The organism is Ruegeria arenilitoris (assembly GCF_013035425.1).
Taxonomy (GTDB): domain Bacteria; phylum Pseudomonadota; class Alphaproteobacteria; order Rhodobacterales; family Rhodobacteraceae; genus Ruegeria; species Ruegeria arenilitoris_A.
In genome coordinates, this window is sequence record NZ_WQHX01000002.1 from 545,874 (window position 1) to 558,742 (window position 12,869).

Consider the following 12,869-nt stretch of genomic DNA (forward strand, 5'->3'; position numbering starts at 1 on the left):
AAAAATCTCAGTTTTGTAAAATATAACAAATTTGTATTTATGGAAATTGCCTCTACGCTTACAGGATCGAAATTCGGGCAAACCGAATCTGATGTTCCAGAACCGGGAGAATGAAATGAACTTTGTGAAAACCTTGAAGGGCCTCGCATTGGCCAGTGTTCTTGCAGCGCCTGCAATGGCACAAGACCCCACCTTTTTCCGCATTGGCACGGGTGGCGCAGGAGGAACGTATTTTCCGATCGGCGGCACCATTGCCAACGGAATTTCGGCCCCTCCCGGATCCCGCCCATGTGAAGAAGGCGGCCAGTGCGGTGTTCCTGGCCTGATCGCAATCGCGCAGTCCACTACTGCTTCTGTCTTCAATAATGCGGCTGTGCAGAATGGTGAGCTAGAAGCTGGACTAGCTGCTGCTGATGTCACCCGCTCTATGTATTTGGGAGAAGGAAAATTCGAAGGCAAACCGCATCCCAAGCTGCGTATTGTCGCCAACTTGTTCCCAGAAGATTTGCACCTAGTGTTGCCGGCAGGAGAAACAATCAATGATCTGAGCGATTTGGAAGGAAAACGTGTCGGTATCGCCCAAGCAGGTTCAGGTACTCAAGTCGCAGTACTTCAGATGCTCGAAGCTTGGGGCGTCAATCGCGACAACATGGACGAAGCTGAACTGAATAACAGTCAAAGCGCCGAGCGTTTGGCTGACGGTCAACTGGACGCATATTTCTATGCTGCGGGTTGGCCTGTGGCTGCTATGGTTCAACTGTCTTCTACCAAGGGAATGAGCCTGCACTCATTTTCAGATGAAGACCTCGCCAAGATCAACGAAATCATTCCCGCATATATCCCCTCTGCCATTCCAGGCGGCGTTTACGAAGGCGTGGAGTCTGAAACCAAAACGCCTGCTGTAAGTGCGATGTTGGTTGTTTCTTCCGATCTTTCGGAAGATCTCGTTTATCAAATGACCAAAGCACTTTGGAACGACAATACCCGCAAGCTCTTGGATAACGGCCACGCAAAAGGCAAGCAGATTACACCAGATACAGCGCTGGACGGTGTGGAAGCCCTTGGCGTTCCGCTACATCCGGGTGCCGAAAAATTCTATAAAGAAGCCGGTCTGCTCTAAGCCTAAATTTCTGACCAAGACCAGTACGACGGTACCCCGCATGGGGTACCGCACCATAGAGTTTACTCAAATCAGGGTGCCATTATGTCCGATTCCCAGAACCTTGATGACCACGAACTGTCAGCAGAAGAACTTGCAGCGATTGAGGAACAGTTCGATGAAGGTGCACAAGTTAGAAAGGTGACGCCAACTGCTGGCAAAGTGTTGCGCGTTGTCGCCCTGATCTTTGCTTTTTACGAGTTTATAACTGCAGGATTTGGGTTGCCCGCCGATCATTGGCATATGGGCATTTACCTGGCGGGGCTATTCATTCTGATTTACGCGACAATTCCAATCATCGGGTCGAAAAACCTGTACGCGCTAAAGGTTAGCCGTTTTCGGATTGGAAACATCCCACTTTATGACCTTGTATTTATGGCATTTGGCGTCCTTGCCGCCCTTTACGTGGGATTTGCATGGCGCGGAATACCATTCCTTGGCATCGAGGAACAAACCTTTCGGATGGGAAATCCGAACAACTATGATGTCATTCTGGGTGTCGTCATAATTTTGTTGGTTCTGGATATCGCACGCCGCACTCTTGGATGGGTGCTGCCGCTTATTATTTGTGTGTTCATTTCCTATGCTCTTTTAGGGCCGTATTTCCCCGGCTTGCTTCAACATCCAGGCGTAAATTTTAAAACTTTCGTGTCGTCCATGTATTTCCCCCAAGAGGGTATTTATGGCGTCACATTATGGGTTGTCTCGACCATCGTCTTCCACTTTGTGTTGTTTGGCGTGATTGCGCAGCGCACCGGTCTGGGCCAATTGTTCATAGACAACGCCACCATCCTTGCTGGACGGTATACCGGCGGCCCGGCAAAAGTGTCGGTGGTTTCTTCGGCTTTCTTCGGAACTATTTCCGGATCCTCGGTGGCGAACACCGTGTCGACTGGTGCCTTGACTATTCCGAACATGAAGCGCCTTGGTTACCCAGGTCACTTTGCCGGCGGTGTAGAAGCCGCGTCCTCGGCCGGCGGGCAAATTACGCCACCAATCATGGGCGCAGCAGCGTTCATTATGGCCGAGTTTCTGGAAGTGCCTTATACGACAATCGTGATCGCGGCGATTTTTCCGGCTATCCTTCACTACGTAGGCGTTTTTGCTGTTGTGCACTTGATGGCGCGAAAGCTAAATCTGCAGGGCCTCGCCAAAGAGCAATTGCCGCAATTAAAGGCAGTTTGGAGCGAAGGCTGGGCCAATATTGTTCCACTGATTGGCCTGCTCGTAGTGCTGTTTTCAGGATACACTCCATTTATGTCGGCGTTTTGCGGCATTTCACTTGCGGTAATCGCAGGAATGTCCCGCCTGAAACAGCCGCCAACATTGATCTATGCGGCAGCGTTTCTTGCGTTTGTCATATGGAAGTTTTCCGACGGTGGCTTTGATATGACAATGACAGCGATCCTTAGCGCGCTTTCCATCGTTGCAACGTTGAACCCACAAAAACGCATAGAGGTTCCTGAAATGTTGCAGGCGGTCGAGTTGGGCGTAAAGTACTCGCTGGCAGTCGGCGCGGCGGCCGCGGCGGTCGGCATCGTTGTGGGAGTGATCAACACAACCGGTATTGGTTTCCGGATAGGCTTCATGGTCACCCAAGGCGCCGGGAATCTCGCCTCTGATTTGTACAACATGATCTCGTTCGGCAGCTTTCAATTCTTTGCCATGGAAGACCTGCAACTGTTCATTTCTTTGGTATTTATTGCGATAGTCTGCATTCTGATGGGGGCCGGCATCCCCACGACCGCGTTGTATATCATGTTGGTTTCTGTTGCTCAGCCGGCGCTGGCGCAATTGGGTGTTCCGCCAATCGCAAGCCATCTGTTCGTACTTTACTACGGTGTCGTATCCGAGATTACGCCACCGGTCTGCACATCGGCCTATGCTGCAGCCGCAATCGCAAACTCCAACCCTTTCCGAACCGGCCTTTCTGCGTTCACGTTAGGGCTTGGTAAGGTTATTGCTCCAATGGCTTTTGTTTACGCACCAGTGCTGTTGTTCGTGTCTTCCACCGGCTTCAATTTATGGGAATTTACATATACGGCGACAAGCTGCATCGCCGGTGTAATCGCCCTTTCTGCCGCAGTGGTCGGGTATTGGTTGACACCATTGAACTTGGCGTCTCGAATTCTTGTCGCGTTTGCTGGCGTGATTTTTGTCGCGCCATCTTTGACTGCCGACCTTATTGCATTGTTGGTCGCTTCACCTGTCATTGTTACCCAATTGATTGCGCGCAATCGCATCCGATCCACGGCCTGAGCAAATGACAGAGCAAGTTACAGTCATTGGCGCCGGAATCGTCGGAATTTGTTGCGCCTTGTCCCTGATTGAGCGAGGCATTCCTGTACGTCTACTTGATCGTGGAGAACCGGGCCAGGAGACATCGTTCGGGAACGCCGGAGTGGTTTCGCCTTGGTCGATAATCCCTCAATCCGTGCCCGGCGTTTGGAAGCAACTACCGGCAATGCTTTTGAACCCCAAAAGTGCGTTGTCGGTCCGCGCAGCTTTTTGGCCAAAGATGATCCCATGGGGGCTGCGGTTTCTTGGAAACTCCAACGAGCAAGCTGTCCGAGATACTTCCGATGCGATGGAACTGTTGTGTCGCCCGTCTATTGATCTGTACCGACTGCATCTAAATGGCACTGGTCACGAGGACCTGATCGTCGACAGCTACTATGTTCACGCTTTTCGACGTCCGGAACGGGCCAACCTTGACGGTTTAGACTACCGCATACGTAAGGAGAAAGGCGCAAGGTTGGAGCGAATTGACAGGGAAGAATTAAGTCACTTAGAACCCGCGTTATCGCGTGATTTCAAAGCTGCCGTTCTGATCAAAGGACAAGCGCGCATTACATCTCCGGGGCGTGTCGGCGCAGTTCTTGCCGAAAAGGCACGCAGCAAAGGCGCTGAGATTATTAAAACCGAGGTCAATGCCATCGCTCGCGCTCAAGACGGCGGTTGGGAACTGGAAACTTCAGGCGGAACACTGCGAACTCGAAAAATCGTGCTCGCGGCCGGAGTTTGGTCGGCAAATCTTTTGAAACCGTTGGGAATTAAGGTGCCTCTGGTTGCCGAGCGCGGTTACCATATCGAATTTCCAAACCCATCGAGCAGACTCAATCACTCGGTTATGGATGTTGAGGAAAAGATTGTCGCTAGTTCAATGCAGGACGGTCTGCGTGTTGCGGGAACTGCGGAGTTTGGGGACATCGATGCGCCGCCAGACCCACGCAAAAAGTCGATCCTTGCTAAGCAGGCCAAGGCAATGTTGCCAGACTTGAACGAAGACGGGTCTCGGTTTTGGATGGGGCGACGGCCGTCCTTCCCCGACAGCCTTCCGGCCATCGGCGAGTTGGCGGGACAACCCGGGCTTTATACAGCTTTTGGGCATTCACACTATGGGCTCATGATGGCGCCAAAAACAGGCGAGCTTGTTGCCGACCTGCTGTCGGAACGTCACCTAAACATTGACTTGAACCGCTTTGCTTTGGCGCGGTTCTAGGTCCAATGACTAATCCCCACACCTTGTTTGACAAAGGATCTGAACGAAATGCCAATTTACAATGGAGGTCAGAACATCTGCGGGGCTTCGATAGGCGTTCTCTGTCTGGAAAGCTACTTCCCTAAGCCACCCGGACATATCAAAAATCCGTCGAGCCTGCCTTTCCCCATTTTGTACGAGATGATCGACGGCGTTACTGTGCCGGATCTATTGAACAATCCCACACGCGAATTGTTGAAGCCCTTCTTAAAAGGTGCCCAGCGGCTGGAGGCTGAGGGTGTTCGCGCGATCACAGGAAGTTGTGGGTTTCTGGCGCTATTTCAAAAAGAATTGGCAGCATCCGTTTCGGTTCCGGTTTTCGCATCGAGCCTTATTCAAGTGCCTTTGGCTTATCAAATGACGGGTGCCACAGCGCCAGTAGGAGTGATCACTGCAGACGCCTCGGCGCTGACAACCAATCACTTTGAAGGTGTTGGTGCCAATGGTATCCCTGTTGCAGTGAAAGGGCTGGAAAATACAAGTGAGTTCGCCGAAGTAATCCTGCGGAACTCGCGTACAAAGATGGATACCAACCTGATCGAAGCCGAAGTTTTGCAGGCTGTGCGCGAACTCAAACTCGAAACGCCTGAAATTCGATCTATTGTGTTGGAGTGCACCGATTTACCGCCCTATGCTGCCAAGATTCAGCAAGAATTGAGGTTGCCGGTATTTGATCTTACTACATTGGCGCAAATGGCACATTCGGTTTCAGCACGCACACCATATAACGGTCTTATGCCTTGGGCGTAATTTCCACGAAAGAGCCGAAGGTTTAAAAATACCTTCGCGCCGTGAAAGAGACTGGTTTGTCAAAGGGTGAATAACTTGCTTCTGGAATTGTCCGTTTTGGTGATCGCTGTATTTCTTGGCGCCATGCTGCAGGTTGGGGTCGGCATTGGATTCAGCATTGTGGCCGGACCACCTATGATGATCCTGCTTGGCACGGCAACGGCTGTGCCTGCGCTTTTGTTGCTCAACACAATTGTTTCGGCCATAGCGACAGACCGGCGGGCCGTGCCTGCTGAACTGAGCACCATCAAAATGGCAGTTCTTGGGTGCTTGACAGGCGTGGTCGCTGGTCTGGTCGTTTATCCGTTGCTTAGCGAAGCCTTCGTATTGGCACTAACCGGATTTCTTCTGCTGATTGGCGTTGTTACGACATTAATCCCACTGCATAAATCGTTTGGAACAAAAGGCTTTGTGACCGTCAGCGGCCTGTCAGGATTAGCGACAGTATGGGCCGCAACACCCGGTCCGCTTATGGTTTTTGGACTGATCGCAAAAGGATTTTCCTCAAAGGAGGTTGCGGTTTTGGTTCAACCCATTGCCTTGGTTGCCTATGGAGTCGCATTTCTGCTGCACAGCATCTCTGACTGGCAATCAATTCCATTTGGTTCCCAGCTAATGGGTTTTGCCGGCGCCGCAGTAATCGGAAGCCTTTGCGGGCGTGCGGTGCGTCCGTACTTGCCGCAAACTCTTGTCAAATCCGCCATTCGAGTAATTTCTCTTTTGGCCTGCTATGTTCTCTTGCGACGTGCTTTTCTAGCGCTGTGAACTCAACAGGTGAGCTATGAAACAAGATGATCTGTTGTCCAAATTTCCCAGAGCCCAACTTATGTCGGGCCCAACGCCGCTGGAACGACTGGACCGCCTGTCAGAAAAACTTAACATCGAACTTTGGCTCAAACGCGACGATCTCACCGGGCTTGGATTTGGAGGAAACAAAACTCGACAGCTCGAGTTTTATTTTGGGGACGCGTTGGCACAAGACGCGGACACAGTTTTGATCACCGGTGCCGTACAGTCGAATTACGTTCGCTCGGCAGCGGCGGCAGCGGCCCGCCTTGGAATGAAGTCAGTTCTGCAGTTAGAGGAACGGGTCCCCGATATGGGGCCAGAGTATTATCAGTCTGGGAATGTATTATTGGCGAAAATACTTGGCGCCGAGCACATAAGTTTCCCTGTCGGCGAAGACGAAGCCGGGGCGGACTTAGCTTTGCACAAACGCGCCGATGAACTGAGAGCGCAAGGACGAAACCCCTATGTCATTCATCTAGGACTTCATCATCCACCATTGGGGGCCCTTGGTTACGTTGCTGCAGGACAGGAATTGCACCAACAAATGCAAGATTTTGACGCTGTAGTTGTTCCGACAGGCAGTGGAGCGACCCATGGCGGGTTGCTAACGGGCCTAAAAATTTCAGGAAGTTCTGCCAAGGTAATGGGAATATGCGTTCGTCGAAACAGCCAGTTACAGCATGAACGGATGGTAACGGTTGTCGAGAACCTTGCAAACTTACTTGGTATTGATCCGTCTGCTCTGGTGCGTGACATCGAAACTCGGGATGAGGCTCTTGCGCCCGGTTACGGCCGGCTCGGTCCAAAGTCACGTTCAGCGTTAGAGTTAATGGCGCAAACCGAAGGTATTTTTCTGGACCCCGTATACACAGCCAAGACCTTCGCCGGTTTACTGGATCTGGTCCAACGGAACGAAATTCGGCGCGGGCAAAAAGTGGTTATGATACACACTGGCGGCTTGCCTGCTCTGTTCGGATACCAAAAAGAACTTGAATAAGCTTGATGGTCGATTGGAAAAGGGCAATCAAGCAATCGATAATTCGCAATAAAATACCGAAATGCAGTTCCCGGCACAGTCTATTCAGCGGCCAAATCATTAAAAGCAGTGCTTGAAGTCTGGTATCCGTCGCGGGTCTGCGGGAACTTTTTGCCCAATGCCGAACTGGCAATCTGATTGCGTAAAATTTGCGCGGTCCCGCCACCAATGGTGAACATGCGAACGTCACGGTACATTCGTTCCAATGGTTCCCGGTCGCTGTACCCGCGTGCTCCGAACATTTGAAGCGCATCGTTCACGACCTTGATCGCCATCTCTGAAGCAAAGAGTTTGGCTCTTGCAGCCGTCGCCATTTCAGGGAATTGGCTTCCGTCAACGCCCCCCGAACATGCGGCCTCACGCAACAAAAGCCGCGCGGCATGGATTTGTGTATCCATATCCGCAATCATCCACTGCAACCCCTGGAATTCGGCCAACGGACGCCCGAACTGTTCGCGTTTTAGCAGGTATTTCTTTGCATGCTCGAAAGCTCCTGCCGCGACACCCAAAGCGATCGCTCCTGCGCCCACTCTCTGTGAGTTATAGGCCCGCATGAGATCAGAAAACCCACGTTCAAGCCCAGACGGCGGATTGATCAGCCAGCGACTGTGCACCGAGAGATTGTTAAAACGCAGTTCGGCTTCTGGCATGCCGCACAATCCGAGTGTGTTTTCTCGTCCAACTATCTCAAATCCTTTGGGCAATTCTCCGTTGGTGGGATCGGCGTAGACAATAAACCCCCCGATGCCCTTGTCGCAGTTCGCTTCGTCAATCACGCGGGCGAAAACAAGATGCAACTTCGATACACCCCCGCCAGTGATCCAGTGTTTTCCCCCGTTTAAAATGTAGTTTTCCCCAGACTGTCTGGCCGTTGTCTGCATCTCTGTTGCGGCGCTTCCTGCCTCGGGTTCGGTTATACAAATTGCCGGTTTGTCGCCAGCCAGAACGAGTGGTGCGCAAAAAGACTTTTGCTCCTTATTTCCGTAGGCCATGACAGCACTAATTCCACCCATGTTGGATTCAACCACAACACGCGCCGTTAGCGTGCATGCCTTTGCGATTTCTTCGACAACTTCCACAACTTCAAGATAACTTGCCCCCCGACCACCTAATGCCTTGGGAATAGTCATTCCCAGGATGCCTGCGTCCACCAATTTTGAGATATTGCTCCAGCAGTAACTGCGGGTCCTGTCCCAATGGGCAGCTTCAGCTGCAAAACCTGGCGCAAGGTCTTTTGCGGCTTTAACAAATGAGTGTGTCATTGCTTGAATCCTGCACACATCCGGATCACAGAAGCGTGATAGCTTACTTATAGCAAAGCTTGATATTCAATGAAACAAAGTTAAAATGTATATCTAGTTCAGCAAGTTTGAAGTAATGCACACACGGTCCCTCAGAAGCCTCGTCAAAGTCTCGCAAGTTGATTCCTTTACCGAGGCCGCCGAACAACTAGGTATGACGTTGTCAGCACTTTCCATGCAGATGAAATCTTTGGAAGATGTGCTGGGCGCCGAATTGTTTGACCGATCAGTACGGCCTCCTCGGTTGACACCAATCGGACGCGCAATCGTCAAAGAAGCCATCCCAATGCTTAGGCACGAGGAAAAGCTAAGCGAAATTTGCCGTCCAAGTGGCGACCTTGCCGGCAATTTTAGATTGGGATTTGTGACAACGGCAGCGGTACGTTTGCTTCCAATGTTCCTCAGATCCGCAAACAAGAAAATGCCACGCGCTGTTTTCGAGTTCGAAACGGGATTGTCAGCCAACTTGGAGCAAAAAGTTCTGTCCGGCCTTTTGGATGCGGCGGTTATCACAGATGCCAATGGGCTTCCCAATCAACTTTCATCTCAGGTTCTGCGACAGGAACCTTTCGTGTTCGCAGCCCATGAAAACCTGCTTGAAAAGGGCTTGAATAATCTTTTGTCCGAGGGCGTATTCTTCCACTTTATGCCAGATACGGGGATTGGAAAGTTAATCGCTCGCGTCATGCTTGATTTTGAACGCCCAGCGCATTCCAAAACAGTCGTACTTGATAATTTGGAGGCGATAATGGAGTGCGTCTCGGCAGGGCTAGGTTTTACAATGCTTCCAGCCCCAGATGTAGAGCGTTACCGCGTGTCAGCAGTAGAAGCGATCGATGCACAAGCATCCCTTCAGCGCGAATTGGTTCTTGTTATGCTTCGTGAAAGTATTCTGGTTCGTCATCGCACCGACCTGGCGACTTTGCTGGGAAGTTAGTGCGATGCTAATCTGATTTTAAACTTCGCCCCGCCGCTCAAAGGATCCCATAATCCTAACTTGGCAATTACAAAGACGGTGCGAAACTAAACCCTGGCGTGCGTGTCCCAATGGAAATTTGAGAAAGTGTAAATCTGGGCCGGGTTGGCCTTTGCGAAATATGCTGAAACGGGCAAAGATGAGTTATGAAATATGTCTTTGGTTCATACACTTTGGATGTTCGCCGATTGCAGTTGATGCGGGACGGTGCGGCAGTACCGACCGAGCCGCAAGTATTCGCGCTGTTGCGGCACCTGATAGAAAATCGGGATCGGGTCGTATCCCGAGACGAGATTTTTGACGTAATATGGCGGGATCGAGTTGTATCGGATGCGGCGTTGAGCAGCCGTATTAAGGCAGCGCGCGCAGCCATTGGTGATGATGGTACCCGCCAAGAGTTTTTAAAGACATTACACGGTCGTGGATTTCAGTTTGTAGGGCAGGCAGAGGAACGTTTCGACGGAGCGTCAACCTCGCCAGCATCTGCGCAACCTTCAATAGCGATCCTGCCGACGATGATGGTCTCGCCGACGGACGCTCAACGTGCTTTTGGAGAGGGCCTTGAGGATGACATAAGCGCTGCATTGGGACGAGTTGGCACATTATACGTGGCTCGCCACTCTGGCGGGTCAGACTTAAAGAGCTTGGCCGAAGCACTTGGCGTTCGATATGTACTAGAGCTCAAGTTGCGTTTTTCAGGTGAAGCTTTTCGGCTAAACGCGTCGCTACTCTATGCAGAGCGCATGGAAGAGGTTTGGGCAGATCGCTTCGAAGGGCAACTAGACGATCCTTTCGCAGCCCAAGATCAAGTCGTTTCCGCAGTTTTGGGCCGGCTCGTACCAAACGTGATGATGGTCGAAGTTCAGCGAGCTGCATCCGAGACAAGCGTGACGGATGCTTATCACGAGCTACTGCGCGCGACACCGCTCTGCATGAGGATGGATGCAAAGGACAACCGCCAAGCCGTTGTTCACTTGGAACGCGCACTCATCGCCGATCCTCAACATGCGCTTTCGCACGCAATGCTTGCCTGGTGTCTGGGCCAGCAAGCACTGTCGGAATGGGCGCCTGACAGAGACGCCGCTTTTGCTTCGGCGATGGAACACGGCCAACTTGCCTTGACGCTCGCGCCCAGAGACGCGCTGGTCCTGACATTTGTAGCCAGCGCAGAGGTTGCTGCGGGCGAACATGTCGCGGCGCGACATCATCTGGAAACAGCACTGGACAGGGACCCCAGTCTTGCGTGGGCTTGGGCCATGCTTGGTGCGTTGGAGACCTATTCCGGTCGGCTGTCTAAGGCGATCGCAAACTATGAAAGGGCGCTGCGTCTAAGCCCGCACGACCCAATGCGTTTCAGTTATTATTTTGGGATTGGCGCGGCGCGCTACGGAACCGGCGACTACGAAGGCGCGCTGCCAATGCTGGAACAAGGCTACATTGAAGCTCCGGGGTCTACGTGGGCACCTCGGCTGATAATGGCATGCGCGGCTGAAATGGGAAATACACAGCGCATGAATGAAGTCGCCAAGGTTGTTCGGAGCCTAAAACCACATGCGACAGCTGAGGAACTTGTCGATTCTGCCCCAATCCGCGACCAAGGCTATCGGGAAAGACTTGCCGCTTCCTTTCGCAAGGCGGGTTTCAAGTGACGCCAAACCAATAAAAGAAATTAGTAATCCACACAGCTAACTTAAAACCGTATTGGGCCAAATATGCCCGGTGCCAAGTTCTTTCGTCGTGCCACACTATTTTACAATAATCGATCGTCGCGCCTCTACTGCTGCAAGTGTCAATTTTAAATCTTCCGGCGTGAAACCGGCATCCGTCAGCGTATCACGAAGGATGACTGCAATCTCATCAAAATGAGCGTGCGTGACATGCAAATGGGCGTGTGCATAGGCCAAACGCTGGTCGGCAAATTTCGCTGGGCCACCTAAGACCGAAGCAAAGAACTTGGTCTGGTGATCAACGAGTTTAGCCAGGTCCACATCTTCGAAGAAATGGCCGACCACATCACTCTCCAACACGCGGTCGTAGAAGTCGAAAATGACTGCTCGCAACGCGCCCAGACCGCCGTATTTAGCGAACAGCGAAGGAGTTTGAAACGTCCGAATTTGAGCAGTCATAGCCGATACCTTTCTGTTGCCTTCCCAGCCCGGAACGCAAGGCCGTCAATTGTTTATGAGCGGTAAATGACGGCTTCCGCATATTCTGCGGGGACAATCATTGCGTTTGGGTCAACAGAATGTTCACGCGCCACTGCGATCAGATCCGCCGCAAGTTCGGGCGCGCGTTTGCCAACAGCACCAAAGGCTTTGTGAACCGGACCGTAGACCTCGCGCCAATGTTCAACCCAGTACTTTGGTGAGCGCACCCGGAACACAAAGTTGCGTTTTGTAATCTCGATCCGAGCAGCCCCGTCACCAAATAGTTCCTTCAATCGCGCTTCGGTACCCCACTCCAGAGGTGACCGAACCCCGGCTTGCGGCGGGACATGGCGACCGATGGTACGAAAAACGTCTCCAATGAAACTTTCCGGTGTCCAATTAGCCAAACCGATCTTGCCGCCTCTGCGGCATACACGCAGCATCTCTTGGGCGGCGGCATCTTGGTCGGCGGTGAACATTACGCCGAAAGTCGACATGACAACATCAAACGAACCAGCGTCGAAAGGCAGGTTTTCGGCATCGGCTTCTCGGAAATCAACATCGGCATTCTCAGCTTCGGCGCGCGCAGAACCTGCACGTAATAGACTGGGAACATAGTCGGTGGACACAACGTTGCAGTGTCGCCTTGCCGCGGCCAAAGTGGCGTTGCCATTTCCAGCGGCGACGTCCAATACTCGTGCATCAGGGCGGAGATCCAACGCTTCGGCCAGATTTTCCCCTACAATCTGAAGGGTTGTACCCACAGCTGCATAATCTCCTGAAGACCAAGTCGCGTGTTGCTTAGCTTTTATAGCGGCAAGATCGAGTGCTGTGGTTTCGACTTCAGCGACGTGCATGTGAGTCTCCCTTCCCAAATCGTTCCTCTCTCAACAAATGCCGTAGGGGCAGGAACAGTGCTTGAAGAGAATCTGGAGAATTTGTGGAGACGCGTGAAGAATAGCTAGAATTTACATAAACTGTCGTCGGAGCACGGCAGACAGCTGAACGTTCTGGTGACAAGGCCCTGGCATCGTGAGTTAGTTTTCTCTGAAAAGTGTCGGCGCAAGCTATACGCAATCACCCGCGGATTCCTATGCGGGGTCAGCGTGGTACGTGGATGCATCAAACCAA

Annotated in this window: 11 protein-coding genes; 8 read left to right on the top strand and 3 right to left on the bottom strand. The window is 52.0% G+C overall.

The genetic code is table 11. The annotated features are described in order from the left end of the window. The first annotated feature begins 115 nt into the window (after positions 1–115). From GOV45_RS08280 to GOV45_RS08305, 6 genes are all read left to right on the top strand, one after another. Complete coding sequence (locus GOV45_RS08280; RefSeq protein ID WP_170476312.1) at positions 116–1,120, top strand: TAXI family TRAP transporter solute-binding subunit; 1,005 nt, start codon at positions 116–118, stop codon at positions 1,118–1,120. An 84-nt stretch (positions 1,121–1,204) separates the two neighbouring features. Next, positions 1,205–3,418 carry a TRAP transporter permease gene (locus GOV45_RS08285; protein WP_170476314.1) on the top strand — a complete coding sequence of 738 codons (2,214 nt, stop codon included), beginning with the start codon at positions 1,205–1,207 and terminating at the stop codon, positions 3,416–3,418. A 4-nt stretch (positions 3,419–3,422) separates the two neighbouring features. Beyond that, entirely contained in the window at positions 3,423–4,661 is a 1,239-nt protein-coding gene (locus tag GOV45_RS08290) for an NAD(P)/FAD-dependent oxidoreductase (protein WP_170476315.1), read from the top strand. 48 nt (positions 4,662–4,709) lie between these two features. Next, a complete protein-coding gene (locus GOV45_RS08295; RefSeq protein WP_170476317.1) occupies positions 4,710–5,450 on the top strand; it encodes an aspartate/glutamate racemase family protein in 741 nt (246 codons plus the stop codon). A gap of 75 nt (positions 5,451–5,525) precedes the next feature. Further along, positions 5,526–6,254: a TSUP family transporter gene (locus GOV45_RS08300; RefSeq protein ID WP_170476319.1), complete on the top strand. Its 729-nt coding sequence runs from the start codon at positions 5,526–5,528 to the stop codon at positions 6,252–6,254. 16 nt (positions 6,255–6,270) lie between these two features. Then, on the top strand, positions 6,271–7,275 hold the full coding sequence (locus tag GOV45_RS08305) for a D-cysteine desulfhydrase family protein (protein WP_170476320.1): 1,005 nt from the start codon (positions 6,271–6,273) through the stop codon (positions 7,273–7,275). A gap of 80 nt (positions 7,276–7,355) precedes the next feature. Here GOV45_RS08305 and acdA read toward each other — a convergent pair whose 3' ends face one another. Next, positions 7,356–8,576 carry a 3-sulfinopropanoyl-CoA desulfinase gene (gene acdA, locus GOV45_RS08310; RefSeq protein WP_170476322.1) on the bottom strand — a complete coding sequence of 407 codons (1,221 nt, stop codon included), beginning with the start codon at positions 8,574–8,576 and terminating at the stop codon, positions 7,356–7,358. A 115-nt stretch (positions 8,577–8,691) separates the two neighbouring features. Between acdA and GOV45_RS08315 the strand changes: the two genes are divergently transcribed. Next, the gene (locus GOV45_RS08315; protein ID WP_170476323.1) at positions 8,692–9,552 is read left to right on the top strand and encodes a LysR family transcriptional regulator; all 861 of its coding nucleotides are present in this window, start codon (positions 8,692–8,694) and stop codon (positions 9,550–9,552) included. A gap of 185 nt (positions 9,553–9,737) precedes the next feature. Next, positions 9,738–11,240: a winged helix-turn-helix domain-containing protein gene (locus tag GOV45_RS08320; RefSeq protein ID WP_170476325.1), complete on the top strand. Its 1,503-nt coding sequence runs from the start codon at positions 9,738–9,740 to the stop codon at positions 11,238–11,240. A 96-nt stretch (positions 11,241–11,336) separates the two neighbouring features. Here the strand turns inward: GOV45_RS08320 and GOV45_RS08325 are convergent, their stop codons facing one another. Continuing rightward, on the bottom strand, positions 11,337–11,717 hold the full coding sequence (locus GOV45_RS08325; RefSeq protein WP_170476326.1) for a group I truncated hemoglobin: 381 nt from the start codon (positions 11,715–11,717) through the stop codon (positions 11,337–11,339). A 53-nt stretch (positions 11,718–11,770) separates the two neighbouring features. Next, a complete protein-coding gene (locus GOV45_RS08330; RefSeq protein ID WP_170476328.1) occupies positions 11,771–12,595 on the bottom strand; it encodes a class I SAM-dependent methyltransferase in 825 nt (274 codons plus the stop codon). Positions 12,596–12,869 lie beyond the last annotated feature (274 nt).

Excerpts from the sequence above, each read along its gene's own strand:
- GOV45_RS08280 (WP_170476312.1), top strand. The coding sequence starts at position 116 with ATGAACTTTGTGAAAACCTTGAAGGGCCTCGCATTGGCCAGTGTTCTT.
- GOV45_RS08285 (WP_170476314.1), top strand. The coding sequence starts at position 1,205 with ATGTCCGATTCCCAGAACCTTGATGACCACGAACTGTCAGCAGAAGAA.
- GOV45_RS08290 (WP_170476315.1), top strand. The coding sequence starts at position 3,423 with ATGACAGAGCAAGTTACAGTCATTGGCGCCGGAATCGTCGGAATTTGT.
- GOV45_RS08295 (WP_170476317.1), top strand. The coding sequence starts at position 4,710 with ATGCCAATTTACAATGGAGGTCAGAACATCTGCGGGGCTTCGATAGGC.
- GOV45_RS08305 (WP_170476320.1), top strand. The coding sequence starts at position 6,271 with ATGAAACAAGATGATCTGTTGTCCAAATTTCCCAGAGCCCAACTTATG.
- acdA (WP_170476322.1), bottom strand. The coding sequence starts at position 8,576 with ATGACACACTCATTTGTTAAAGCCGCAAAAGACCTTGCGCCAGGTTTT.
- GOV45_RS08315 (WP_170476323.1), top strand. The coding sequence starts at position 8,692 with ATGCACACACGGTCCCTCAGAAGCCTCGTCAAAGTCTCGCAAGTTGAT.
- GOV45_RS08320 (WP_170476325.1), top strand. The coding sequence starts at position 9,738 with ATGAAATATGTCTTTGGTTCATACACTTTGGATGTTCGCCGATTGCAG.
- GOV45_RS08325 (WP_170476326.1), bottom strand. The coding sequence starts at position 11,717 with ATGACTGCTCAAATTCGGACGTTTCAAACTCCTTCGCTGTTCGCTAAA.
- GOV45_RS08330 (WP_170476328.1), bottom strand. The coding sequence starts at position 12,595 with ATGCACGTCGCTGAAGTCGAAACCACAGCACTCGATCTTGCCGCTATA.